The 23,717-nt window shown below is 67.1% G+C and carries 21 protein-coding genes; 10 read left to right on the forward strand and 11 right to left on the reverse strand.

Translation table 11 applies throughout. The features are described 5' to 3' along the window. The first annotated feature begins 262 nt into the window (after window positions 1-262). The 5 genes from THIMADRAFT_RS12145 (at window position 263) to THIMADRAFT_RS12165 (ending at window position 4,050) form a co-directional block, all read left to right on the forward strand. Complete coding sequence (locus THIMADRAFT_RS12145) at window positions 263-487, forward strand: helix-turn-helix domain-containing protein (RefSeq protein ID WP_007193339.1); 225 nt, start codon at window positions 263-265, stop codon at window positions 485-487. Further along, entirely contained in the window at window positions 484-1,221 is a 738-nt protein-coding gene (locus THIMADRAFT_RS12150; RefSeq protein WP_007193340.1) for a helix-turn-helix domain-containing protein, read from the forward strand. Before THIMADRAFT_RS12145 ends, THIMADRAFT_RS12150 begins: the two co-directional genes overlap by 4 nt. Then, window positions 1,211-1,885 carry a gas vesicle protein GvpD gene (locus tag THIMADRAFT_RS12155; RefSeq protein WP_007193341.1) on the forward strand — a complete coding sequence of 225 codons (675 nt, stop codon included), beginning with the start codon at window positions 1,211-1,213 and terminating at the stop codon, window positions 1,883-1,885. Before THIMADRAFT_RS12150 ends, THIMADRAFT_RS12155 begins: the two co-directional genes overlap by 11 nt. 489 nt (window positions 1,886-2,374) lie before the next feature. Further along, on the forward strand, window positions 2,375-3,112 hold the full coding sequence (locus THIMADRAFT_RS12160) for a type IV toxin-antitoxin system AbiEi family antitoxin (RefSeq protein WP_007193342.1): 738 nt from the start codon (window positions 2,375-2,377) through the stop codon (window positions 3,110-3,112). Next, window positions 3,109-4,050: a nucleotidyl transferase AbiEii/AbiGii toxin family protein gene (locus THIMADRAFT_RS12165; protein WP_007193343.1), complete on the forward strand. Its 942-nt coding sequence runs from the start codon at window positions 3,109-3,111 to the stop codon at window positions 4,048-4,050. Before THIMADRAFT_RS12160 ends, THIMADRAFT_RS12165 begins: the two co-directional genes overlap by 4 nt. A 674-nt stretch (window positions 4,051-4,724) precedes the next feature. On the opposite strand, the gene THIMADRAFT_RS12170 is transcribed toward THIMADRAFT_RS12165, so the two are convergent. Beyond that, on the reverse strand, window positions 4,725-6,836 hold the full coding sequence (locus THIMADRAFT_RS12170; RefSeq protein ID WP_158308379.1) for an amidohydrolase family protein: 2,112 nt from the start codon (window positions 6,834-6,836) through the stop codon (window positions 4,725-4,727). 893 nt (window positions 6,837-7,729) lie between these two features. On the opposite strand from THIMADRAFT_RS12170, the gene THIMADRAFT_RS12175 reads away from it, so the two are divergent. From THIMADRAFT_RS12175 to THIMADRAFT_RS12185, 3 genes are all read left to right on the forward strand, one after another. Continuing rightward, the gene (locus THIMADRAFT_RS12175; protein WP_007193345.1) at window positions 7,730-8,620 is read left to right on the forward strand and encodes a tyrosine-type recombinase/integrase; all 891 of its coding nucleotides are present in this window, start codon (window positions 7,730-7,732) and stop codon (window positions 8,618-8,620) included. Window positions 8,621-8,627: 7 nt separating this feature from the next. Further along, on the forward strand, window positions 8,628-9,839 hold the full coding sequence (locus THIMADRAFT_RS12180) for an IS91 family transposase (RefSeq protein WP_007193346.1): 1,212 nt from the start codon (window positions 8,628-8,630) through the stop codon (window positions 9,837-9,839). A gap of 1,215 nt (window positions 9,840-11,054) precedes the next feature. After that, window positions 11,055-11,492 carry a hypothetical protein gene (locus THIMADRAFT_RS12185; protein WP_040731260.1) on the forward strand — a complete coding sequence of 146 codons (438 nt, stop codon included), beginning with the start codon at window positions 11,055-11,057 and terminating at the stop codon, window positions 11,490-11,492. 89 nt (window positions 11,493-11,581) lie between these two features. On the opposite strand, the gene THIMADRAFT_RS12190 is transcribed toward THIMADRAFT_RS12185, so the two are convergent. The 6 genes from THIMADRAFT_RS12190 to traL form a co-directional block, all read right to left on the reverse strand. Next, window positions 11,582-12,946, reverse strand: coding sequence for a cytochrome P450 (locus THIMADRAFT_RS12190; RefSeq protein ID WP_007193348.1), 1,365 nt, complete (start codon window positions 12,944-12,946; stop codon window positions 11,582-11,584). A 153-nt stretch (window positions 12,947-13,099) separates the two neighbouring features. Continuing rightward, window positions 13,100-14,278: a DNA polymerase IV gene (gene dinB, locus THIMADRAFT_RS12195; RefSeq protein WP_007193349.1), complete on the reverse strand. Its 1,179-nt coding sequence runs from the start codon at window positions 14,276-14,278 to the stop codon at window positions 13,100-13,102. A gap of 62 nt (window positions 14,279-14,340) precedes the next feature. Continuing rightward, a complete protein-coding gene (locus tag THIMADRAFT_RS12200; protein WP_007193350.1) occupies window positions 14,341-15,666 on the reverse strand; it encodes a TrbI/VirB10 family protein in 1,326 nt (441 codons plus the stop codon). Then, complete coding sequence (locus tag THIMADRAFT_RS24760) at window positions 15,663-16,658, reverse strand: TraK domain-containing protein (protein ID WP_007193351.1); 996 nt, start codon at window positions 16,656-16,658, stop codon at window positions 15,663-15,665. Before THIMADRAFT_RS24760 ends, THIMADRAFT_RS12200 begins: the two co-directional genes overlap by 4 nt. Next, on the reverse strand, window positions 16,655-17,251 hold the full coding sequence (locus tag THIMADRAFT_RS12210) for a TraE/TraK family type IV conjugative transfer system protein (RefSeq protein WP_007193352.1): 597 nt from the start codon (window positions 17,249-17,251) through the stop codon (window positions 16,655-16,657). The genes THIMADRAFT_RS24760 and THIMADRAFT_RS12210 overlap by 4 nt, the downstream gene beginning before the upstream one ends. After that, the gene (traL, locus tag THIMADRAFT_RS12215) at window positions 17,248-17,529 is read right to left on the reverse strand and encodes a type IV conjugative transfer system protein TraL (RefSeq protein WP_007193353.1); all 282 of its coding nucleotides are present in this window, start codon (window positions 17,527-17,529) and stop codon (window positions 17,248-17,250) included. The genes THIMADRAFT_RS12210 and traL overlap by 4 nt, the downstream gene beginning before the upstream one ends. Window positions 17,530-17,562: 33 nt before the next feature. Between traL and THIMADRAFT_RS28585 the strand changes: the two genes are divergently transcribed. Continuing rightward, window positions 17,563-18,015, forward strand: coding sequence for a type II toxin-antitoxin system TacA family antitoxin (locus THIMADRAFT_RS28585; RefSeq protein WP_407635151.1), 453 nt, complete (start codon window positions 17,563-17,565; stop codon window positions 18,013-18,015). A gap of 5 nt (window positions 18,016-18,020) precedes the next feature. Continuing rightward, window positions 18,021-18,533: a GNAT family N-acetyltransferase gene (locus THIMADRAFT_RS12225; protein WP_007193355.1), complete on the forward strand. Its 513-nt coding sequence runs from the start codon at window positions 18,021-18,023 to the stop codon at window positions 18,531-18,533. Between the two features lie 105 nt (window positions 18,534-18,638). On the opposite strand, the gene THIMADRAFT_RS12230 is transcribed toward THIMADRAFT_RS12225, so the two are convergent. Genes THIMADRAFT_RS12230 through mobH form a run of 4 tightly spaced genes read right to left on the reverse strand, consistent with a single transcriptional unit; the run spans window position 18,639 to window position 23,713 of the window. Then, on the reverse strand, window positions 18,639-19,307 hold the full coding sequence (locus THIMADRAFT_RS12230) for a DUF4400 domain-containing protein (RefSeq protein WP_139052807.1): 669 nt from the start codon (window positions 19,305-19,307) through the stop codon (window positions 18,639-18,641). Further along, a complete protein-coding gene (locus THIMADRAFT_RS12235; protein ID WP_007192796.1) occupies window positions 19,297-19,683 on the reverse strand; it encodes a hypothetical protein in 387 nt (128 codons plus the stop codon). The genes THIMADRAFT_RS12230 and THIMADRAFT_RS12235 overlap by 11 nt, the downstream gene beginning before the upstream one ends. A gap of 8 nt (window positions 19,684-19,691) precedes the next feature. Continuing rightward, a complete protein-coding gene (traD, locus tag THIMADRAFT_RS12240; RefSeq protein WP_007192797.1) occupies window positions 19,692-21,512 on the reverse strand; it encodes a conjugative transfer system coupling protein TraD in 1,821 nt (606 codons plus the stop codon). Further along, the gene (mobH, locus tag THIMADRAFT_RS24765; RefSeq protein ID WP_007193357.1) at window positions 21,509-23,713 is read right to left on the reverse strand and encodes a MobH family relaxase; all 2,205 of its coding nucleotides are present in this window, start codon (window positions 23,711-23,713) and stop codon (window positions 21,509-21,511) included. The genes traD and mobH overlap by 4 nt, the downstream gene beginning before the upstream one ends. Window positions 23,714-23,717 lie beyond the last annotated feature (4 nt).

Raw genomic sequence — 23,717 nt, forward strand, 5'->3', positions numbered from 1 at the left:
GAACCACGTCGGCCCCGGCGGCCGATAAATAATCCCAAAACACGCGAAAGGCGTCGAAAAACGTCATCTTAAGCTGCTTCGCCGCGCACGAAATCGGCCTACCATTTGTTCAGCGTTCGAGGACGTTTTCCACATCGGCCTGGGCTTCGGTCACGCTGCCGGCGGGACGATCTCGGGCGCGTGTGCCATGTCGGCGGCGGCAGCGTCACGCTCTGCCAGGCCCGCCGGCCCGGATATCACAGACAGCGATTCGGAGCCCGGAATGAACAGCACCATCGGAGGAAACCTCCGTCACTTGCGCAGGCGAACCGGTCGGACCCAAGCCGAGGTGGCCAAGCGCGCCGGGGCCTCGCAAGCCTGGATCTGCCGAATCGAGACCGGCGACGCCAACCCGACCCTCGCCAGCTTGCGCCGCATCGCCCGCGCTCTGGATGTCGAGGTGGTGGATCTGCTGCAGCGCCGCCCCGAGCAGGGCCGCCCGACATGAGCCGAGCGGCACGCGATTGGGCGTGGGACTGCCGCGGGCTGACGCCGGCACAGCGCTTGGTCCTGCTGGCGTTGGCCGAGCATGCCGACGAGGCGGGTGGCTGCTGGCCGTCGTTGTCGCGCCTGGCCGCGCGTGCCGAGGTCGATCGGCGCACCGTCACGCGCTGTTTGGCGGCACTCGAGGCGCGCGGTCTGATCCACCGCGCGCGCAGCCGGCCGCAGCGCACCCTCTATAGCCTTGCGGTCGGCACATCCCCCGCGCAGGTGCCGACCCGCGATGGGGAGACGGCGTTGGGGAGTGAACCCATGCCCCTCGACGACGGACCTGCGATCGTCTTGGATCCGCTCGACCCGACGGGGCCGAATCCCCGAACCGGGGGCGTCACGCCCCTGCGCCGGGGGCAACAGATCCCGAAACGCAGACCCGATCCGGCGCGCCCGATTCCGCCTGACTGGGGTCCCGGTGCGCGGGTCCTGAGTTGGGCCGCCAAGCAGGGCATCGCACGCGACTGGGTCCAGGACCAGGTCGAGGAGTTCGTCGCCTACTGGTCCGACACCGGGTCGCGCCGCACGAGTTGGGACGCCATTTTCATCCAGCGCCTGCAGACCCTGCAGGCCCGCACGACGCAGAGGCCACCGCATGAGCCGACCGGACGACTCGCCGACAAAGACTACGCCCGCGGAGCGACCCCGCTCGATCGCATCCCCTGGCTGCTGCCGGCTGATGTCGCTTGAGGAGCTGGCGGAGCATGGACGCCGCGAGATCCGACAACTCCTGGCCGCACGCCGGGACGAGGCGCAACGGCGGCTCGAATCGGCCGTCGGACGCTGCGGAATCCCCCCGCGCTTTCGCGCGAAGACCTTCGAGAGCTATCGGGCCACGACGCCGGAGCAGGAGTTGGCCTCGAGGGTCTGTCGCAGCTACGCGGCGCGCTTTGCGGCCGGCGCCCGTCACGGCGACAGCCTGCTCCTGCTTGGCGGTCCCGGTACCGGCAAGACCCATCTCGCCTGCGCCATCCTCGCGAATGTGATCCGGGCCGGCCACACGGGGCTGTTCATGTCCGTCCCGGCCGCGCTGCGCACGGTGCGCGACACCTATGCGACGCGGGCGGCGTGCTCGGAGAGCGAAGCGCTGGCCATGCTGACCGACCCCGACCTGCTGGTGCTCGACGAGGTCGGACTGACGATCGGCAGCGACGACAAACGCCGCGCGATGCTGTTCGACGTGCTCGATACGCGTTATGCGAACCTGCGTGCCACGATCCTGATCGGCAACCTGACCGACGAGGAGATGGAGCGCTACCTCGGCGAGCGGATCATGGACCGGCTCTGCGAAGGCGACTCCGCCGTGGTCTCCTTTACCTGGCCGAGTTATCGGCGCAGCGGGGGCGGCGTTTGATGCGGTCCGGGATCGGGTGCGTGCGGATCTTCTCCGTGGAGGTGACTCACGCTGTCGCGCGGAGGGCCCTTCGGGAGACGCCGCGCATGCAACGCGGTCAACGGGCGCATGATGCACGTCGCCCGCGTGCTCCGACCGTCTGTCGCGGCGGAACGCGTGGCTTCGATCGCTGTAGCGGCGATGCCGCCCGGTAGATCGCCTGGGCCCGGCCAGCCTGAAGGCCGACCTCGACCGCTACGCCGCGCTGCAGGTGCGGACCGATGGCGAGCCGGTCGATGCAATGACGCTGATCCCGCACAAGCCGGACGCGTTCAGCACGCGGGAGGATTCCGGAGAGGCGAGAGGGAGAGTAGCCGGGGGTATTTCACGCTGGATGACCCAACGGGCGATTGGGGTTGCTTGGATATATTGTCGTTGTCGTAGTCTGGCTACGACTGGGAGAATCAGATCAAATTGACTTTCCTTTGAGAAAGTTATATCAATCGTAGTATGACTACGACTGGCGCAAGCAAGTTAAATACGCTCTACACCCGGCTGGCGCCGGGGACGCCGCTGACCTCGGAGGACCTCGCGGCGCTGGGCATCTCCGCAGACCTGGCCGTTCACTACGTCCGGGCGGGCTGGCTCATGCGCCTGGCGCGCGGCGTCTACTGTCGCCCGACCGAGACCCTGGCCCTGCATCCCAGCCTGCTGCTGTTGCAGCGCAGATTCGACGGTTTACATATCGGCGGCAAGTCGGCATTCGACTGGTACGGCCTGCGCCAGTACGTGTCGCAGCAACCTGTGCTGCACCTGTACGGCTGGATGGCGGCGCGCCTGCCGGAGTGGTTCACCGCGCATTTTCCGGCCGAGTATCACCGCAAGCGCCTCTTCGCCGAGCAGCCGGACGCCTTGCTGCACGTCGGCCCTTTCGAGAAGCGCAGCGGGGCGCCGCAGGTTTCGGCGCCGGAACGCGCGTTGCTGGAGCTGTTGAGCGAAGTCGGCGTGCGCCAATCGTTGCAGGAAGCCCGCGAACTTGTCGAAAGCGCCTACAGCCTTCGCGCCGACGTGCTGCGAGAACTGTTGCAGCACTGCACGAGTGTGAAGACCGTCCGGCTCTGTCTCCAGCTCGGCCGCGAAGGTTCGCTGCCATGGGCCGTCAAGCTCGATCCGGCCAAGCTGCCGACGGGCAGTGACCGGCCTTGGGTGTCCCGATCGGCCGACGGCCTCTTGGTGCTCAAATCATGAATCCGGTCTATCTCGATACCGCGCGCCTGCTGACGCAGGTTGCGCCGTTGGTGTTCGTGGATGACACCTTCGCGTTGAAGGGCGGCACGGCGATCAACCTATTCGTTCGCGACATGCCGCGCCTGTCGGTCGATCTCGATCTGGTCTTTACCGACCATGCACCGCCGCGCGAGGAGGCACTGGAGCGCATCAACGACGCCATCCGGCGGGCTGCCGAGCGGTTGATGAAGCATGGGTTCCAGACGCATGCGCCGGCGGCCGATGCCGGCGAAACCAAGCTGCTGGTGCGTCGTGGTCGTATCGAAGTCAAGATCGAAGTGAATTTCGTGATGCGCGGCACGGTGCAGCCGGTGCGTCGCGCCTCGCTCCGGCCTGTCGCCCGTGACCTGCTGATGGCCGACCTGGATATCCCGGTGGTTTCGCTGGAGGATGTGTACGGCGGCAAGCTGGTCGCGGCACTGGACCGACAGCACCCGCGAGACCTGTTCGACGTGATGCAGCTTTTCGCGCACGAGGGAATCACTCCTGGTATCCGGCGCGCCTTCGTCGTCTATCTGGCGAGCCACAACCGTCCGGTACATGAAGTGCTGTTTCCACCGCTGCGCGACATCCAACACGACTACGCGCACAACTTCGCGGGCATGACCGCCGAGTCGGTGCCGCTCGATGCATTGCTCGCCGCGCAAGAGCGCATGGTTCGCGAACTCCAGCAGGGGCTGGACGACAACGAGCGACGCTTCCTGCTGTCGCTGGTCGCCGGCACGCCCGACTGGTCGCTGCTGGGCATCGCACATCTCGAACATCTGCCGGGCATCCGTTGGAAGCTTCACAACTTGGCGCAGTTGCAGAAGACCAATGCGAAGAAGTTTGCCGTGCAGGCCGATGTGCTTGCCGCCAAGCTGGCGGACAGTACGTCGCTGGCGGCTCGGGAGCATTGAAAGCAGAGAGCAGGTGTTGTTTCCAAAACGATCTGGTCACGAACTTCTAGAATTCGCCCACCTCACCATCGGCCATCTATCCACGATGCGACACCGCCTAACGCGTGTTCGCAAGGTCTGAGCGAACCAGACCGGCCACCGAGCCGAGCCATCCGAGCGATCGCTCCGCCCCATGACCGGTCACTAGATCCGAGCAGTTCGGGGATAAGGACCCGTCCAGGAGCGATCATTAGCCCTATTCCAGCGCCCGGCCGCAGTCCTTTCCAAAGCGGTCAACCGAATTGTGGTCCGCTCCGGAATGGCCCCGTCCTTGGTCGTCGGCTCAACGACTGCCCTAATGATCGTTTAGGCCCCTGCACTTGTAAGCCCATATTGCCGAGGAGCCATCGAAAAAAGTTTCGAACCCAGCGGAGGTGGAGGAAGGGGCATAACCGAGGGAAACGCTGGAGAGGCGCCCACGCACCGAACACAGAGCCGGGCACGCGTATCGATGGGTCTCGATGGCGCATGTGAGGCGGGCGCCGGGGAATCCGACGGCACGTCACACGTCATGACCCGAGGTAGGTGCCATATGCGGCAGTACCGCATGTACTGATCTGTGCGGGGTCGGAGGGCAACCTCAATCCCTACCGCGACCAGGTTTTCCGCGATCCACGTCCTGAGGCCGCGCACGCTCACTCGGTTGGACACAGGCTATTCGTTGTCGCGAAGGTAATCCGGTTTTCGTTCACGTCCTGCTCTCGACAGGCCCCGCAGAGAAAAGTCTCGTACTCGACCTCGCCCTTGAGCTGGATATTGTAAAAAGCGGTCATGTAGCGGCGCGCGAGCTTGCGGGCCTCGCCGCTTCCGATCGCACCTTCCCGGCAGACGCTGCAAAAAAGGCGGCAGTTCGGATTGTCCAGGAAGCTCATGTGGGAGGCGCCCAGTACATCGATCTTCGCCGCTGGAGATCGCGCGCCGTCGAAGAACTTCTCGAAATTGCTGGCTTCGGGGGCACAGGCCATGAGCGAATCGTGTTTCGGTGTGCTGTCCAGGGTCTCTCCCAAGGCGATGAAGGGCATATCGACCTTCGCCATTTGCTCCGGGGTGACCGAAGGCGAGCCCTTGCCATCGTCCACCGGATCGATCGCGAAGATAGCCTGGACCCGTTCATCGTCGTCCTCAATCAGGTCGATACCGAGCATGAAGGAGATCTTGCCGCCCAATGAATGTCCAGCCAGGCCAATCTTGGAAAGATCCAACCGTCCGTGCAGAGGGCTCTCGGGACGACTTTCCTCGTCGACGAGCCAGCTCAGGACGTCGCGCAATCTCCGCGTCATTGCCGCATGTGAGATACCCAGCTGGAGCTTTTCCGTCACAAGCGCGGCATACCCCCAGCTTGCAAGATGGATCGGATAGGATGCATACAAGTCCCGATCGAGCTGAAAGCCGGGAGAGACGAGGATCACCGGGACAGGCGCCGCCCCATCTGCCGCTTCGGGAAGCGAAACGGAGATCGTCGTGAAGCGCGTTTTCGAACCGCTTCCGAGACGTGCACGGAATACCTCGGTGTCCACGTCGGCGCGCCCGGCCACGCCCGGGTCGAGCAAACCGTCGTCGCCGCTACAGACCAACGGCTCCGGCTCGGCTGCGGCGATGCGCTCGGGTAACCGCGTCACGGAGACAAAGTTGCCGGCCATCACGGCGCGCGCCTCGGGGATTGTGTAGCCTGCAGCCTCGAGCGCAGAGAGGGTGCGGTCCTTGTAGCGCTTTAGCATGTTGGGGATACCGGGGCCGTCCGAGCCGTAGAGTAGGCGTTCGACCAATCCGAGTGCCTTCGCACGCGTGAGGATATCGACCATGATCGTGCCGTCCGGGTCGTAGGTCTCACCTCCGAAGGCCGAAAGCTCCAAGTAGACATTGGGGTAGATCTGCGCAAGCCGGAAGACCTCATCGACGCGACCCACGCCCTCGCCGTTGAAGTCGAAGCCCATGTGGCCGAGGATGAACCGAACCGACGGGAAGCGCTGGATGGCACCCTCAAGGTACGTGGGATCGAAACTGCGACGATAGCGCTCTCGTTGCTCGTCGTCTTGGAAGTCCTCGAGCCGGCGTAGCGGGCTGGTACCGATGTGATGGTACAAGGGCACATCGAGATCGCGAGCAAGCTCGTAGATGGCATCCCACTTAGGGTCGTCGAGTGGCTCGACGTTGTGCGCGAAAGCGAGCTTGATCCCGACCATAAGCGGGTGGCTGAGCGACTCTCTCAAGGCGGCGATTTGGGCGGTCCCTTGCTGTTCCCACTCGACCTGGCTCAGGCTGGCGAAGCCGAGAAAATATGGCTCGCCGTTGACACGATTTCGCGGGTCTTCAAGGTAGTCGATGATAGTATTATTCTCCTCGATACCCCAGGTCTCAGGGGTATAGACGGCGTAAAGTACGCAGTGCTGGAGTCCGGCCTTGAGGCACTCGTTTTTGATGCCACTGTAGGGCGCGTAAGGTTGGCGCGTCATTTGTGCAACGAGGCTCGCGATTACCCGCTTTTGCGCTTCGGGCAGGGGCAAGGGAATCGAGTCCAGGATGAACTCTTGCCCGAGCGGGCCCATGTTCTCGAAGGTCCCGGAATGCAGGTGCATGTCGATGACGGATATTTGCTCCCCCATGAACTGTGTTCCAGTCGCTTGGCCGGATAGTACAAACGCCTCTCCGGCAAACAATGCGTCGAGATCGAAGTCGGAGGATGTGTCGTGAGCCTCGGCCAAGGATGAGAGGACAACGAGCAAGCCCATAATCATCAGTTGTCTCATTGTGTTCCCCAAGCTAAGCAATGGGTCCATCGCGAGTTCCTTGGCCCTTGGGCAAGAGCTTTACTGACGGTCGAGCGTAGACAGGGTTGCCGCGTCGGTCAAGGCTGAGCCATCTGCGCCGAGCAACGCGTCGTCGCGGCGCACCGTTCGCTGACGTGGGCCTGGAACTGTACTCAGTAGCCGGGCAGGTCTTTGCGCGGCGCGACGGATAGGAACTCCAAGCGATATCTAAGCGCCCCTGCGTGTGCAGAGCCGCCCTAAAAGCGGTGCATTGCGGAGCGATGTGCGTTTGCTACATCATGCTGGAAAAGTGAGGCTAGCCGGGGCGGGTGCGATCGATCCAAGCAGGGGCTGACAGGACTGGTCAGTGTGCAAGAGGACGAGTTGTCGATCGATAGGACGAGATCCTGCAGCGCAGCGAGCAGGCGGGAAATGAGGAAGACCGCACTCTCTCCTAGGGGAGACGGCTGCTACCAGACGATGCGCTGATCAATCTCGAAGTCGGGCTCGGGCTCGCCGAGGAAGTTCCCGTTCGACACCGGCTTGGGACGGTCCTTATATGCGCGAGGGGCGCGTGTGTGACAGGGGGGAGCAGAGATGCTGCAGCTGACTTTGTCAACGTCCGCTATGGGTTGCATTGCCGCGGTCATTGTTTGCAGTACCGGCGTCCGTTGTGGGTCGGTCGGTCGCCGGAAGGCGGGTGACCGGTATCAGGATCGAAGAGTCACTCGCTTCCGGTTGATGGGAGACGGCTCCTCGCCACAGGACTAAACCGCTCGCGCGGTAGGGGAGCGGGGATCGAATCTCGGAGGTGAAGAGGAAGTGGACCCGCGGCTTGCGGTCTAGATGTTTGAGGTGGACTGCACCTCGACCGTCCAGACAGGAGCACTGCCATGTCCGCTACAGCCAATCCCATCAGCCCGTTGCGTCAGCGCATGCTCGAAGACATGCGGATGCGCAAGCTCGGCGAGAAGACGCAGGTCGGGTATCTGCGCGCCGTGCGTGACTTCAACGTCTTTCTGGAGCGCTCCCCGGCGAATGCCACGGCGGAGGATGTACGTCGCTACCAGCTGCACCTGGCCGACCGCGGGGTGTCGGCGGTGTCGATCAACGCCGCCTTGACGGGTCTGCGGTTCTTCTTCGACATCACGCTCGATCGCGTCGCGGTGATGGCGAAGGTGGCGCATGTCCACCAGCCGCGCACGCTGCCGGTGATTCTCAGCGTCGAGGAGGTCACCCGGTTTCTCGATGCGGCGCCGGGGCTGAGGTACCGTGCGGCCCTCTCGGTCGCCTATGGCGCAGGGCTGCGTGCCTCGGAGGTGGTGTCGCTGAAGGTCGGCGACATCGACAGCGAGCGCATGAGCATCCGGGTGGAGCAAGGCAAGGGGCACCGGGATCGCTATGCGATGCTCTCCCCGACCTTGCTGGAGGTGTTGCGGGCGTGGTGGCGCGAAGGACATGCTCAGGGCAGGATGCTACCGGGCGGATGGCTGTTCCCGGGGCAGAATCCGGTGGATCCGATGTCGACCCGTCAGCTCAATCGGGCCTGTCATACCGCGGCGGACGAGGCGGGGATCACCAAACGAGTCTCGCTGCACACGCTGAGGCACAGCTTCGCAACCCACCTGCTCGAGCAGAAGGTCGACATCCGCGTGATCCAGGTTCTGGTCGGACATCAGAAACTCGAGAACACCGCGCTCTACAGCCAGGTGGCGACCCGCACCTTGCGCGAGGTTACCGGTCCGCTGGAGCGTTTGGGCGGGGGCCACCCGGCGTGCGCCTGACCCGCGCATGCCGCGGCAGACGCTGGAGGTCGCGGACATCTTCCGCGACCATGGGCCGGCATGGCGCGCGGCGCAGGCCGGACATCTGAGTCTCGGCCAGCTCAAGGTGATGTCGGCCATCGAGCACTGCCGCACGCCGCTGCTCGGCGGTCATGTGGAGCAGTGCGAGGCCTGCGGTCACATCCAAATCGCCTACAACTCCTGCCGCAACCGTCACTGCCCGAAGTGTCAGGGCGCGGCGGCGCAGCAGTGGCTGGCCGAGCGCGAGGCCGATCTGTTGCCGGTGGAGTACTACCATGTGGTCTTCACCCTGCCGGCGCCGATCGCCGACATCGCCTATCAGAACAAGCGCGTCGTTTATGGCCTGCTCATGGCCGCCGCCGCCGAGACGTTGCTGACCATCGCCGCGGATCCCAAGCACCTCGGTGCCCGCGTCGGCCTCACCGCCGTGCTGCACACCTGGGGCTCGGCGATGACGCATCACCCGCACGTGCACTGTATCGTCACCGGGGGCGGCCTCTCGCCCGACGGCGAACGCTGGGTGGCCTGTCGACCCGGATTCTTTCTGCCCGTGCGCGTGCTCTCGCGGTTGTTTCGTCGGCGCCTCCTCGAACAACTCAGTGCCGCCCATCAGGCCGGAGACTTGGCGTTCTTCGGCGAGCAGGCGCACCTCGCCGCGCCCGAGGCCTTCACCGCCTGGCTGACCCCGCTGCGCCGGCAGGAGTGGGTGGTCTATGCCAAAGCACCGTTCGCCGGACCCGAAGCGGTGCTCGGCTATCTGTCGCGCTATACCCACCGCGTGGCGATCGCCAACAGTCGCCTGATTGCCGATGATGACCAAGGCATCACCTTCACCTGGAAGGACTACCGTGCCAGCGGGCGCCACCGCCGCAAGCGCATGACGCTTGCGCCCGAGGAGTTCATGCGCCGTTTCCTGCTGCATGTCCTGCCGTCGGGCTTCCACCGCATTCGCCATTACGGGCTGCTGGCCAATGCCGCACGGGTGCGGAACTTGGAGCACGCCCGCGCGCTGCTGATCACGCCGACCAACCCGGTCCTCGCCGTCCCGGTCGCGACCGAACCGGCCGGGGCGTCCGATCCAAGCGCCACCCCGGCCCGGCGCTGTCCGTGCTGCGGCGCCCCGCTGCGCCTCATCGAGACCTTCACGCGAGGCCAAGTCCCACGTGCCGTCCCGTCACCGCGCAGTGCGTCGCCATGAGCCCCGTCCACGACCCCAAGACGGCGGCGCCGCATCCGCGCCCGATGCGCCGGCTCGACACCGGTCACGGACGGGTTATGCCTCAACTCACGATCCGCCGCACAGCGAAGGTGACAGCCCACCTGCCGATGGCCAACGCGCGCGTCATGACCCGCGCCCGGGAGGCTCGACCAGCCCAACCGAGCAGACCCGACCGACCTTCCGGACCGCTCACGCCGAGGTCGCGCCCCTCAAATCCCCATAGCCCGGAGCCAACCTCCCGCGGTTTCCTCCCTCGAGGCTTATCAGACGCCTACCGCCGCTCGCGCTCCGAGTCGTAACCCTCAGCCCGCCTTCAATGCCGTGCCGGCCTCCACCGTCTTCCTGCGGCGGCAGGCATCTGATAACCCTTAACAACAGGCCAAGTCCCACGTGCCGTCCCGTCACCGCGCAGTGCGTCGCCATGAGCCCCGTCCACGACCCCAAGACGGCGGCGCCGCATCCGCGCCCGATGCGCCGGCTCGACACCGGTCACGGACGGGTTATGCCTCAACTCACGATCCGCCGCACAGCGAAGGTGACAGCCCACCTGCCGATGGCCAACGCGCGCGTCATGACCCGCGCCCGGGAGGCTCGACCAGCCCAACCGAGCAGACCCGACCGACCTTCCGGACCGCTCACGCCGAGGTCGCGCCCCTCAAATCCCCATAGCCCGGAGCCAACCTCCCGCGGTTTCCTCCCTCGAGGCTTATCAGACGCCTACCGCCGCTCGCGCTCCGAGTCGTAACCCTCAGCCCGCCTTCAATGCCGTGCCGGCCTCCACCGTCTTCCTGCGGCGGCAGGCATCTGATAACCCTTAACAACTGCTGCCGGTCGGCGAGAGGCGGCGGAGCATCTGCTTGGCGTCCCAATGCGAACGTGGGGTGTCGCGGGCCGAACTGGCGGCTGCGCGAGATCCCAAGCGACAACCCGTCGAGGTCGTATCGCCACAAACGCTAAAAGGCGTCAGTTAAACGGGGGCTCCAGCGGTGGCAGCTGATCCGGATCAATCGCCAGCACGATGCCCCTTGCCTGGCCATGGGTGGGACGACCCTCGCTGTTCCAGCCGGACCAGCATCGAGTGCTCCGAGGGTGGTGACACGCCTGTAGGGTCTACCCATGCGACGGCGCACGGATGCCTTGGTGACCGGTGCGGTACACTACGGACGGACCCCTGGGCCTGAAAGGACGGTCAGCGTGAGTTACTCGACCCGCATCTTCATCCTCGGACCGGACGACAGCCTGTACCGACTTGCCAGCGCGACGTTCTCCCGCATGGTCGATGACCCCGAGAGCCACCGGCTGGAGCGCTTCGCCGGCCAGCGCGTGCGGATGGCCGAGGTGATTGTGGAGGTGCGTGATCGGGCACCCTACGCCGTCGTCCGGCTCGTCTACGAAATGCTCGGGTTCGATGCCGAAGGGCGGTTGGACCGCGCCATGTTCATACGCCGGAACGCGGCGTTGGCGGAACTGGCCATCGATCCCGTAATACCTCGAATGGTGGAAGAGGAGAAAGCCGTGGTTGACGCCGGCAGCCGCTTCGTCGCGCGCGGGGGATTCTGGCATCCTTCCGCGGCGCTGGAGCGGGAGATTCTGCGCGCAGCGCTCGACGAGACGCCGTGCAAGCGGCTCTAGCGCGATCGGGCTCAGGCGTCGGAGATAGCACTGACCTAGAGGGCTACAGGCTCAGCATCCGGGTTGCGCGCGACGAAGAGTGGCGCATATCAGGCCGCCTCGCGAGCCGGCGTGCGCCGCCGCAGGCGCAGCGGCATGCCGCCTTTGGGACCGAGCGTGATCTGCGGCTCCAATTCCAGTTGCTGGTTCGGGTGGAGGAGCTCGAACCGGTAGCGCTGCCCGATGGTCGCCAGAATCAGCGGGCCTTCGACCAGTGCAAACTGGTTGCCGATACAGATGTGCGGGCCGCCTCCGAAGGGGAAATACTTGAACTTTTGCCAGCCGAGATCGGCGTTCTCGGCAAAGCGCTCGGGATCGAAGCGTTCCGGATCCTCCCAGAGCTCGGGGTGACGATGCATGGCGTAGGGGCTCGTCATCAGGACGCTCTTCGCCGGAATGTGGTGCCCGCCGATGTCGAGTGGCTCGGCGGTGGCTCGCATCAAGAGATAGGCGGCCGGGAAGAGCCGCAATGCCTCCTTGAAGACCATCCGGGTATACGGCAGACGCTCCAGATCATCGAATCCGGGCGGTCGACCGCCCAAGACCGCATCGATCTCCGCGTGGAAACGCGCCGTGATCTCCGGCTGGCGCGCCAGGTGATACCACACATAGGTGAGCGTCAGGGCCGTGGTGTCGTCACCGGCAAGATAGAGGGTGAGCACCTCCGCGCGGATCTCCTCGTCGGAGAGGCGCGCGCCGGTGTCGGGGTCGGTCATGTTCACCATCAGGGTCAGGAGGTCGTCGCCATCCGCACCGCTCGCGCGACGCCGGTGGATCGCCTCCGAGACGATGCGGCCGAGCGTGTCGGAGAGTGCCCGCTGTCGGCGATGCTCCGGGGTCGGGAGCCAATCCGGGATCTGCAGCAGGCGATCGAACTGGCGCGTGGCGATCGCCTGCAAGGCCGGAACCGTGGCGGCCACCGTCGCGGTCCGGGCGGTGCTGTCGACCCTGAAGAGTGCCTCGGTGACGATCGACAGCGTCAGCCCGTCCATCTCCTGTTCCACATCCGCCTCCTGTCCGTCGTGCCAGCGCTCGTTCAGGGCGAGCGCGTGGCGCGCCATGCTGTCGGCATAGCCGCGCACCTGCTGCCGGTGCAGGGCAGGGGCGATCATGCGGCGATGGCGTTTCCACGCCTCGCCTTCGCTGGTCAGAAGACCGACCCCCAAGGTCTTCTCGAGGATTCTGCGCACGAGTGGATCCCGCGCCAGATGCCGATGCTTGGTCACCAGAAGGTCGCGGATGAGATCCGGATGCGAGACGAGATAGACGCGTCTGTGGCCGAGCCGGAATCCGACGATGGGCGCGATCCGCGCGCTTTCGACGAGAAAGCCCAGACGATCCTCGCGAAAGGCCCGCAGACAACCGGTGAGCCAATGGCCCTTGCGCTCGACCAGTGTGTACGTCGCTGTGCTCATGCCGGCCTGTCCTCCCGTGTCCGATCCGTCACGTCTCCGCTGCCTCGGGTATCAGTGGCGAGTGTGTTGGCGAGCAGCGCCTTTACAAGCGGTCGGCATCCGCGTCGAACCGCCCGGGAGAAGCCTCTTGTCAACGACAGGGTCGATGCATCGCTACGGCCGCCGAGCGAGCCCACGCTGAATGCAGTGCCTGCCGAACTTGAGCCGGATCGCATCGAGCGTCGCGTCGAGGCGATCATCCGGGTGATTGCCCTCGCGGGTATCCTTGTCCGCGAACAGATCCGGCTGCACGGGCGTCTGCGCCCAGCCGGAGAGACCCAGACCGATCAGCCGCACCGCCCGACCGGCATGCGTGTCGGCCCGGTACAGGTCCCAGGCCGTATCGAAGATGACGCGATCCTCCGCGGTCGGTGCCGCCAGGGTCCGGGAGCGGGTATGGGTCTCGAAGGGGTGGAGGCGGATCTTCAGGGTAACCACCGCGCCCTTGCGCGCGGCGTGTCGGGCCAGGTAGCCGACCTCCTGCGCCGCCCAACGCAGGGTGTCGCGCAGCACGTCGGTGTCCACGACGTCCTCGGCGAAGGTCGTCTCCTTGGAGATCGACTGCCGTTCGGTGGCCGGATGGACCCGGTCGTCGGCGATCCCGTTCGACTGTAGATGGACCTGCGTGCCGGTGCGTGCGCCCAAGCGTCGGCGCAGATCCTCCAGTGGTCGGCAACGCACGTCGCCGACCGTTCGCAAGCCGGCCTGCTCGAGGCGTCGGGCCGTCACGGCGCCGACGCCGCGCAGCGCGGCGAGCGGCAGCGGATCCAGGAAGGCGCGGACCTCCTCGGGGTGCACCACCAGGAGCCCGTCCGGCTTGCGGGCGTCCGAGGCGAGCTTGGCGATCAGGCGGTTCGGACCGATGCCCACCGAGGCGGTCAGCCCGACCGCCGCGTGAATGGCCGCCTTGGCGTGCCGTGCGACGACCTCGGGCGGACCGATCAGCCGCTCCAACCCGGAGACATCCAGGTATGCCTCGTCGATCGAGACTGGCTCGACCAGCGGGGAGAGGGTGCCAAGCACCCGCATGATGTCCCGCGACACCTCGGCATAGCGCGCCATATCCGGTCGCACGTAGACCGTCTCCGCCGGCAGACGGCGCACCGCCTCGGCGATCGGCATGGCCGAGTGCACGCCGAAGCGCCGCGCCTCGTAGGAGCAGGTGGCGACCACGCCGCGCCGACCCGGCTCGGCGCCGACGACCAATGGGCGCCCCCGCCACTCCGGGCGGTCGCGCTGCTCCACCGCCGCATAGAAGGCGTCGAGATCGACATGCATGACGAGGCGGGACATGCGGGGATGGACCCTAGGTCGGCGGGATCGGGAGCGCGATCGCCGTCGATCGCCCGGCCATGTTACTCCACCACATCGGCCAGCTTCATCGACACCCCGCGGTTGAGAATGAACTCCGCCCCGCGTCCGGCATCGACCTCGATCACCGGCAGCAGCTGCTCGGCCATGTCCAGATAGTAGTTCGCCAGACGATCCATCGCGCCGCCGACGCCTTGTGCCGAGGCGGCACTCAGGGCTTGGGGCGTGAGCATGGACTGGAACTGCAGGTCCGTGCCCGAGCCGGTGTTGACCGGGATCGTCGGCATGCGGTTGAAGATCTGCGAGAAGGACTGCAGAAACCCCGCCTGCAGTGCCTTGGCGAGCAGGACACCTTGTTTGGAGACCACCCGCCCGCGCACCCCGACCTTGCCGTCTTCGCCCACCGCGTAGCCGTCGATGGGGATCTCGATCACGCCGCCGTCGTTGCGGATGCAGCTGAAGGTCTCCCCGCGCAGATAGGCCCGCTCGGAGGCCAGATCGCCGAAGCCGCCGACCAGCAGGAAGCACTCGCGCAGATCCGCACGGACCCGGTTGGGCAGGATCGCCTGGTGTTTGACCCGGATCAGGGCCGGCACGGGATCCTTGCGGGCGTTCTGCCCGGTCGGCATGTCGATGCCGTTGAGCAGGACGCCCTTGAGGATGGCGCCGGCGGGGATATAGACGGATCCCGGCTCGGCGGTGCCGGGGGGCGTGGCGGCGGGCGGCGCCGTCGCGGCCGGCGCGGCGACGGTGCGGATCTGCAGGGTGCGCCCCGGTGTTTGGACGGGGACGGCGGAGGAGGGTGCCGTGCCAGGCACGGCCGGCGGTGCCGTCGGCGGGCCGAACAGCGCCTCCATCGGCGCCGATCGGTGCGGCTGCGCGGCGGTAGCGGTCGGCGCTGCCGGATCCGCATCGCTCTGTGGTTCCGGTTCCAGCAGTCCCGGCGGGCTCGCCGACTGCCGTGCCTGGGCGGCGAGGGCCTCGCGCAGTTGATCGATCTCCCCGCGCAGCGCCTCGAGCTCGCGCGCGTTGCCCAGATCCTGCTCGGTTTGCGAAGGCCCGAGCGCGGCGGTGTTCGGTGCCGCGGTTGCGCTGCGCTCGAGGTTGCGCTGCACCTCGCTCATGCGCTTTTCCATGCGCTCCAGGCGATTGACCAGGGCCTCGATCCCGAGTTGTCGCGGATCCGCATCCGTGAGGATGTTGCGCACCAAGGTGTCGCGCGGCGAGGGGGATTGCAGGCCCATGGTCTGCGCCGGGGCGAACAGAAAGCTCCCCGCGGTCAGGACCGAGACCACGAAGACGCCGCCGCCGAGGGCGGCGACCCGCTTGGCGTTGGGCGAGAGGTTCTCCCAGTGTCGATGCAGCATCATTGCGGCTGCCCGGTCGCGCGGTTCGGGCGCGCGTCGCGGGCGAGGACGAAAAAGACCTCGGTCTCCTCGCCGGGCGCGAGCACCCGGCGCGGCCAGGCGCCCATCGCGGCGACGGTGGCGGTGTCCGGGCGGCAGGTGTCGTGCTCGAGCGTGATGGCGTGCGCGGCGGTGTTGGCGACCCTGGCCTTCACCAGGTCGGAGGCCGGTCCCTGCGCGCGTTCGCTTTGACGTACCTTCAGCCCGTCGGCGCAGCGTAGCTTTGCATCACCCGAACCCGTCGCGACCCGAAAGCCCGCCGGCATCCGACCTTGCGCCAGCGCGCGCAACTGCTCGACCAGGTCCGACACGTAGGCCGGCCCGTCGCTGTCCCGGTCCGAGGCGTTGGCGAGCATCGGCATGACGGCGACCGGGTCGACCGCGGCGCGCGGCGCGGTCGCAAGCGCGTTCCCGGCACGCTTACCCTGATATCCCGGCACCGTGAGGCGAACCTCGCGCGGCGGGACATACCGCGGGGCCAAGGTCAGTGCCAAGGCCAACGTGCTGCCTTGGCCGTCGCCGATGTACAGGGACACCGGCTCTTCGGTATCGGTGGCGACATAGACCACACTGCCGTCGACCTGGGTGGAGGCATTCGAGACGGTATGCACGACCGGGTCAGCAAAGGGCGTGACGATCCGGTTGAGGTGTCCGATCGCGATCTCGATCAGCACCGTGGTGCCCGGCGTGACGGCGAGGTTGCGCGGACCCAGCTCCAGGGTCACCGGCAGGCTCCCTGCGGTGCGCCGCACCGGAGTCGCTCCGCCGCCCATGACGGTGCGGATCAGGCCCTCGGGTTCGGAGTGGGACGTCTGCAGGACCGAGGAGACGGCGCTCGGCGTGCACCCTGCGTCGAGCAGCGTGCAGGGGACCGGGGGAATCTCGAAGGTCGGGTCGGCCTGGGCACTCGACGCGGCCAGGACGGCGGCAAGAATGGAGAGGCGTCGGGTGATCATGGTTTCGCGTCCTCGGGGTCGGTATCGCGCATGGTGCGCGGATCGCCGCGATACACCTCCAGGTGGGTGATCAGCGGGCGGTAGTTGCGGAACTCGACCCGCAGCTCGTAGGTGCGTCGGTTGAGCACGGGGGCGGCCGCCGGGCCTTCGGTTTTGTGCTGTCCGGTGACGAAAACGGTGCGGGTGGCGGTGTCGTAGGCGACCGTTTGCGGGGCGAAGTGCATGGCGATGTTCTCGCGCTTGATCGCTTCGGTCTGATCGGCGATCGAGGCCATGACCTCGCGATGCAGCCCGCCGGCAAGCAGCGGATCCAAGACGCGCACGAGCCCGTCGACCGTGGTCGGGCCGACATTGCCGAGCAGCTGGGCGACGTAGACGCCCCAGGACTCCTCGACCTCCTGGCTCGCGTACTCGCGCGCAATCGTGACCTCGCCTTCCAAGACCGGCGGGACCAAGACCACGGTGCGCTCGACCTGACCGACGAGTCCGACCAGGATCAGGTTGGAGGCGACCAGGACCAGCACCGTGATGCGCCAGACACGATTCTCGAGTGTCGTGCCGCGCCAGGTGGAGAGAAAGTCGCCGAGGGTCATGGCACGTAGTGCCGCGCGAAGGGGTTGGGCGTGGAGCGCGCCCCGAGCGGCATGAGGCCGAACCAGTAGATCAGATGCAGGGCGTAGCCGTCGGCCTGGCGGTCGCGGAACCGCCGGTAACCGTGCGAGAGCAGGGCGCCGAGCAGCAGGGCGATGGTGAGCTGTCCGGCGAGGATGCCGGCAACGAGCGCCAGCACCAACGGCATCAGATCGTCCATGCGCCACAAAAGCAGGGTGGGCGGTTCGTCGATGTGGTGGGGAAAGTCGAGGGTCTCCATCGGGTGCCTGTTGCGCGGTTTTGGCGTGAGCGCATGGTGCGTCACGCCGAACCGACCGGCGACGGCGATAACCCTCCGAAAGCATACGCTTTGCCGCAGGTGGAACGCGTCGTGTCCGCCGTCACGGCGACGCGGTGTGGTGAACCGAGCGGCTTACAATGTACGGATGAGTCACGTACAATCATTGAAGAAACCGAGGACACCATGATGCCGAGAGAAACCATCCGCACCGCCCGCTTCGAGGCCCGGGTATCGCCCGAGGTACTGGCCGTCGTCAAACGCGCCGCCGAACTCCAGGGACGCAGTGTCAGCGACTTTGTCGTCGACGCCGCTCGGGACGCGGCCCATCGCGCCATCGAGGAGGCCTGCATCATCCGACTGTCGGTCGAGGATCAGCATCGGTTCGCGGAGGCGTTGCTGAACCCGGAACCGCTCACGCCATCGATGGAGCGCGCCGTCGCGCGTTACCTTCGCCTGAACGCGTAACGCTCGTGGTCGGAGACGGATTTCATATCGAGCTTCTCGGAGCGCAGGATCGCGGGGCTTTTTGCAGCGGCGTCGACGCACTGGATCGGTATTTCAGAGAACGCGTCACGCAGGACGTCCGGCGTCGCGTGAGCAACTGCTTTGTGTTGTTGGACGCCGAAAACCAGGTTGCCGGTTACTACACCTTTGCGGCGGCGGGCATCCCGCTGACCGACTTGCCCGAGAGCCTGACCAAGCGTTTGCCGCGTTACCCATCACTTCCTGCCGGACTGATCGGGCGCTTGGCCGTCGAGCGTCGTTATCAACGTCGGGGCTTGGGTGCACTCCTTGTCGTTGATGCCGTTGCCCGTGCATTGCGGGCAGAACCGGCGATCTATGCGCTTGTCGTGGACGCAAAGGACGAACACGCGGCCGCGTTCTATGCCCGCCTGGGATTTCATCGCTTTACAAGCCAATCCAACCGTCTCTTTATCCCGATCAGCGAGATTGCAAAGCGGCTCTCGGGACAGGAAAAGTGACCATCGCGATCTGAGCCTCGGATGGGTCCCGAATAGGAATGGGCCCACGGACCGAGTGCCTTGACCGGCCGTGACACCCGCAGCGGTTTGGAGGACCGACGCGTTTCAGAGCTGCTTCTGCGTATGGGTCACCACGAACGCCACGCACAGCGCCGAGACGACGCCGAGCACCGGAACCGCAAGAACCGGCATCGCGATCGGCGCGAACAGCAGCAGCCCGACGATCAGCCAAAGCGCGAGCAGGATCCGCAGCGCCGTGTGATGCGCCAGCGGGCTGGCATAGACGAACCCGTATTGCCGGATGCGCCGGCGTAGCCAGCCGTCGCCGATCGCCGCGACCAGCACGATCGCCATGAAGGGCCACCACGCCAGCAGCAGCGCGATCCGGCGCAGGGCCTGCGCGAACGCGCCCCAGATCACGTCCAGGCGTCCGCGCAACCAGGCCCAGGCAGGACTCGCGCCGATCGGCTCCAGGCCGTAGCCTGACTCCACGCCCGGTCCGGTCGCGACCAGTCGATAGGTCCAGGGGGCGATGCCGGTTTCCACGAAGAGCGTGTCGTACCACCGCGCGCCGCGGGCCACAATCGCCTGCGCCGCGTCGGCCCCAAGGGTCTCCACGAGCCGACGCTGCTCGGTCTGCTCGACGTCCCGTGCCCAGTCGGTCGGGATGAAGGAGGCGAACAGGACGAGCTCGAGCACGAAGAGCAGCAGGGTGGAGGCGAGCGCCCACAGCCACACGCCGCGACCCTCCTTGGTGTTCGCGCTATCCCACACGGGAGGTCTGTCTCGGGGGCAGGCGCCGGGCGAGCACCCGGCGCTGTGGCTCGGTCAGCGCCCGCGCCACGCAATACTGGTGTCGGCGCGGCAGGGCGAGGGTGATGGCGTCGACGAACGCGGCGAAGCGCGCCAGATCGTCCTCGCCCTCGCTGCGGGCGCGACGGTAGGCGGCGATGCCCGCGCGCACCATCGCCAGCGCGGGTTCGGCAGGGTTGTCCGCGGACGGCGCGGACGGGCAGGCGAGCAGGGCGACCCGCGCCATCAAGCCGACGGCATCCGGCCACTCCAGCTCCAGGGTGCGCAGCGTCCGGGCGTCGGCCCGCGACAGGGCCGACAGCGCAAGTCGACCGGTCGGATCGCGATGGGGTGGCATCGGCGTCGTCACCGCTCGGTCGGTGGCGGCAGGGGCTCTCCGAGGATCGGCAAGCGGCCTTTGGAGACGCGCCCGCCGGGCCAGCGGGCCAGGTACTCGAAGTTGGGCAGCTCCCCGAGCAGCGCCGCCGGAAACAAAGGCGCCTCGGCCTCGTCGAGTCGCTCCCCGGCATTGCCGGTGTAGAGCAACGGTCGATCGCTCGCGGTCGTGGAGCCTTGGCTCTTCACCACCGTGCACAGCCGTACCGCCGGGAGACTCTCGGCGATGTACTCTTGGGTCTTCGCATCGATCACGCGCATGGCGATCAGCCCGTTGAGGTTGCCCAGCACCTGGCGGGCCTTCTCCTCGCTGCCCATGCGCGCGGCAAAGTCCGCGAACGTCTGGGTCGCGATGGTCAGACGCAGCCCCGCCCCGCGTCCCTTGTTCAGGAGCTGGATCAGCGGATCGGAGACCGTCTCGGCGGCCTCGTCGATGAAGATGTCGGTCGGGCGCGGGTGGGCCTCGTGGTTGTAGATCGAGCCCGCCACGGCGGCCAGATCGGCGGTCAGCATCGAGCCGATCGCACTGCCCACGATGGGGTCGGAGAGACTGTCCAGGCCCACGTAGAGGACCTCGCGCCGGGCGATGATCTCCCCGATCGAGGCCGCCCGACGCGGATCGTTCGCGTCCGTCTCGTCGGGGGAGAGCAGGCCTTCCAGGTGTCCGGAGGTGAGCATCACGATCACCGGCATGAGGCTCGCGACCATCTTGCCGAAATGCACGGCCTCGTGCTCGAGCAGGCCCCCGAGTCCGTCGATGACGGTGGATGGATGCTCCCCGCGCACGCGTTCGCGGTAGAAGGCGAGCAGACCCCGCGCGCGCCGATTGGCATCGCGCGCCTTGTTGAGGTAGGGACCGGCATGCTCCTGCCAGTGCGGCAGATGGGTATCGAAGTAGCGGTGCAGGACCCGCTCGACCAGGGCGTCCGCACCGCCTTCCAGATAGCGGCGCAGCGTCACCAGGGTCGGGCGCTCCTCCACGGCCAGCATCCCGTGCACGGCATGGCTGAGCGCCATCTGCCCGAACGCCTTGAAGGGATCGTTGCCCGTCTCCGAGGGGATCAGGGCGGCCACCCGGCTGGCCAGCTCGGTGGCCCGCTGGAAGTGACGCAGCGGATCGAGACGGACCGATTCGGCCGGAAAGGCCGGATGAAAGGAGACGAAGCGCTGCGGCGTGCCGGCCAGTGCGCAGGCGCGCTCGGCGGCGGCCCGCAGACCGCGGTCGCCCTTGGGATCGAGGATTACGACCGCATCCCCGCGCAGCACCGCTTGGGTGACCAGGAGATCGAACAGGCGGGTCTTGCCGCACCCGGTGGTGCCGACGATCAGCACATGCCCTTCGGTATGGGCGAGCGGAACGGTCACTTCCGCATCGGCACCGCCGAGACCGTGGATCCAGGTCGCACCCAGACGGGCGGGATCGCGCGGGGCGAACCGTTCGGGTCCGAGCCGGATCAGATCGAGCGCCTCCTGGGCATGCCGGGCCTCCCAATCGAACCCGCGGCCCATCCACAGCAACCCCGGCCAGGAGGACACGCGTGCGGCAAACACCTGCGGGTCGATGAACTGCTGCGGACGCCCGCGCAGCCAGTCGCGCCGGTTGATGCCGCGCACCGTGCCGGGGAGCCAGGTCAGCGCCATCACGAGACTGCCGACCGCGAGCCACCGGAACGAGGCCGCGTGCAGATCCCACAGCTCCGCGGTGGCCCAGGAGACGGCCGCGATGCCGGTCCACAGCAGCAGCGCCGGCAGCTCGAAGAGCGGGCGCCAGGGATTGGCATAGGTCCTCACGCACGCCCCGCCAGGATGATTCCGCGCGTGTCGGGGATGAAGTCCGGTTGATGCTTGAGGCGCCGGAGCAGCTTCGAGGGCGGGATGCGGTGCTCGGCGGCCAGTGCCGCGAGGGTGGCGTGGTCGATCAGCAGACCGTTCGGGAGCGCCGTCGTCGGCACGCGCCCGGTGCGGCACTGGGCCGTCAGTTCCTCGGCGAAGGCGCGCGCGGCGCTCCTGCGTGGCGGCGGTTTGGGCGGGGCGTGTGCAAGGGCGGTCGGGGCGGATTGTGCTTTCGGCGCTTCGATGGTGTCCGTATGCCGCGAGGGGTCGACGGCGGCTTCGGAGTCGACCGGACCGTCCGCGACAGGCTCGACTGCGAGGACCTCCTCCGCGACCTGTTCGGGCACGGATTTCAGAAGGGTCGCGACTGCGGCGCTGGCCTCGACCGTAAGCATCGCCCGCATCCGTCCGTCGATCTCGCGCACGCGCAGCAAGGGGCGGCGCGGATCGATCGCGAGCAGACCGTCGTCCCACAAGGCGTGCAGGACCTCGGCGGGTTCCATCCCGATGCCGGGCACCGCGAGTGCCGTCAACCCCTCGGGGTAGGGGATCAGCAGATGCCGATCCCGTCGGACGAGGATCTCGGCGGGACGTTCGCCGTCCGCGATGGACCGCAGCAGCGTGATCAATGCGAGGCCGCCGGTGCCGCGGCTTGCGAGCCAGCTGCGGGCCGAGGCGGCGGGGTCGTCCGGCGCCCTCGGCTGCGGTCGAGCCTCGGCCGCAGCATTCGGTACGGGCTCGGAATCGGCGCACGGTCGGGGCGATGACGCCGTCGCCGCCACAGCAGCGTCCGGACCGGCCATCTGCTCCGTCGCGGTGATCAGGTCGAACGGCGCGGCGCGAGCCCCGTCGGTGTCGGGAGCATCGACGGCATCGGCGTCGCTCATGATGAGCTCGGCCGGGTCCTCAATCCGGACGGGCGCGCAGCTCGCACCCTCCTGCCAACGCGCCACCGGTGCCGGTGGATGCCCGGCGAAGACCAGCTCGGGCGAGGCGAGCAGCAACATGGTCAGCTGCACCGGCTTGCCGTCCTTCACGAGCGGCGCCGGGGCGATGCGGCGGTAGAAGCGGTCGCGCTCCTCCTCGCGATAGGTCGTCACGTGACCGCGCTCGACCAGGATGTCGGCGATGGTCTCGGGGGCCTTGGGGATGCCGGGGATCTTGTCGCGCGCCAAGAGACCGGCGATGTCTTCGCCGCCTTGCGGCCAGACCACATGGAGCCCGTCGGCGAGCATCCACAGCCGCGCGCCGGGCGTGTTGACCGTCCAGGTGCCGTCGCGCACCAGACGGCGCATCGCGTCGATCAGGTAGCGGTCCACCGGCACGCCGAGCGCGAAGGCGTCGGGATCGATGCGGTTCTCGCGCAGATCGCGCGCCACGCTCGCGCGGTCGGCATTGCCGACCACCGTGCCGAGGACCGAGGTCTCCTCCTGTCCGCCCACCACCGCGATCAGGTTGGCGAGGATCGCCGGATCGCGACTCAGCCAGGTCTTGATCTCGGGTGTGAGGATGGCGTGCACCACCAAGGTGCCCATCTGCAGATGGGCATTGTGGCGGCCCGTCTCGCGCCAGCGCAGGTAATAGCGCTGCAGGGCGTGCCGGCGGGCCCAGTCAAGCAGCGGCTCTTCATGCGGACACCAGGTGAGGGTGCCGTCGCGATCCGACACCGTGAGGTCGGCGACCGGCTTGCCGATATCGTGCAGCAGCCCGGCCAGACCGCTCGCGACCCGCCAGCGCGGCTCCAGGTGATAGCGGTCCTTGGGCTCGCGATCCAGCGCGAAGACGTGGCGCATCGACGCCTGCGCGGCGAGGAAGCCCACTTCCAGGGAATGGCGCAGCAGCCCGCCCGAGCCGCGGTGATGATGGGCCTCGGAGGCGGGCAGCAGATGCACGAAGGCGGCGAGGCGGCGCACGACCGGCAGGACAAGCTCGCGGTAATCCGCATCGGTCATGCCCATCCCGTCCTGCAGGCGCCGGATCAATTCGGTTTGCTTGGCGAGCAGCGCGTCCACGTCGGAGGCCGGCAGTCCCTTGATGAACGGCGGGTAGCGCAGCAGGTCCTCGTCCGGATCGGGGGGCGATTCGGGAATCGCATCGGTACCCGGCGCGGGCATCGGTGCGGCCGGCTTGGACCAGCGAAACAGATCGAAGAGTGTCATCCGG

The organism is Thiocapsa marina 5811, assembly GCF_000223985.1.
GTDB classification, from domain to species: domain Bacteria; phylum Pseudomonadota; class Gammaproteobacteria; order Chromatiales; family Chromatiaceae; genus Thiocapsa; species Thiocapsa marina.

What these genes read in the sequence shown, in the direction of transcription:
- THIMADRAFT_RS12145 (WP_007193339.1), top strand. Translation starts at nt 263, where the DNA reads ATGAACAGCACCATCGGAGGAAACCTCCGTCACTTGCGCAGGCGAACC.
- THIMADRAFT_RS12150 (WP_007193340.1), top strand. Translation starts at nt 484, where the DNA reads ATGAGCCGAGCGGCACGCGATTGGGCGTGGGACTGCCGCGGGCTGACG.
- THIMADRAFT_RS12155 (WP_007193341.1), top strand. Translation starts at nt 1,211, where the DNA reads ATGTCGCTTGAGGAGCTGGCGGAGCATGGACGCCGCGAGATCCGACAA.
- THIMADRAFT_RS12160 (WP_007193342.1), top strand. Translation starts at nt 2,375, where the DNA reads ATGACTACGACTGGCGCAAGCAAGTTAAATACGCTCTACACCCGGCTG.
- THIMADRAFT_RS12165 (WP_007193343.1), top strand. Translation starts at nt 3,109, where the DNA reads ATGAATCCGGTCTATCTCGATACCGCGCGCCTGCTGACGCAGGTTGCG.
- THIMADRAFT_RS12170 (WP_158308379.1), bottom strand. Translation starts at nt 6,836, where the DNA reads ATGAGACAACTGATGATTATGGGCTTGCTCGTTGTCCTCTCATCCTTG.
- THIMADRAFT_RS12175 (WP_007193345.1), top strand. Translation starts at nt 7,730, where the DNA reads ATGTCCGCTACAGCCAATCCCATCAGCCCGTTGCGTCAGCGCATGCTC.
- THIMADRAFT_RS12180 (WP_007193346.1), top strand. Translation starts at nt 8,628, where the DNA reads ATGCCGCGGCAGACGCTGGAGGTCGCGGACATCTTCCGCGACCATGGG.
- THIMADRAFT_RS12190 (WP_007193348.1), bottom strand. Translation starts at nt 12,946, where the DNA reads ATGAGCACAGCGACGTACACACTGGTCGAGCGCAAGGGCCATTGGCTC.
- dinB (WP_007193349.1), bottom strand. Translation starts at nt 14,278, where the DNA reads ATGTCCCGCCTCGTCATGCATGTCGATCTCGACGCCTTCTATGCGGCG.
- THIMADRAFT_RS12200 (WP_007193350.1), bottom strand. Translation starts at nt 15,666, where the DNA reads ATGATGCTGCATCGACACTGGGAGAACCTCTCGCCCAACGCCAAGCGG.
- THIMADRAFT_RS24760 (WP_007193351.1), bottom strand. Translation starts at nt 16,658, where the DNA reads ATGATCACCCGACGCCTCTCCATTCTTGCCGCCGTCCTGGCCGCGTCG.
- THIMADRAFT_RS12210 (WP_007193352.1), bottom strand. Translation starts at nt 17,251, where the DNA reads ATGACCCTCGGCGACTTTCTCTCCACCTGGCGCGGCACGACACTCGAG.
- traL (WP_007193353.1), bottom strand. Translation starts at nt 17,529, where the DNA reads ATGGAGACCCTCGACTTTCCCCACCACATCGACGAACCGCCCACCCTG.
- THIMADRAFT_RS28585 (WP_407635151.1), top strand. Translation starts at nt 17,563, where the DNA reads ATGGTGCGTCACGCCGAACCGACCGGCGACGGCGATAACCCTCCGAAA.
- THIMADRAFT_RS12235 (WP_007192796.1), bottom strand. Translation starts at nt 19,683, where the DNA reads ATGCCACCCCATCGCGATCCGACCGGTCGACTTGCGCTGTCGGCCCTG.
- mobH (WP_007193357.1), bottom strand. Translation starts at nt 23,713, where the DNA reads ATGACACTCTTCGATCTGTTTCGCTGGTCCAAGCCGGCCGCACCGATG.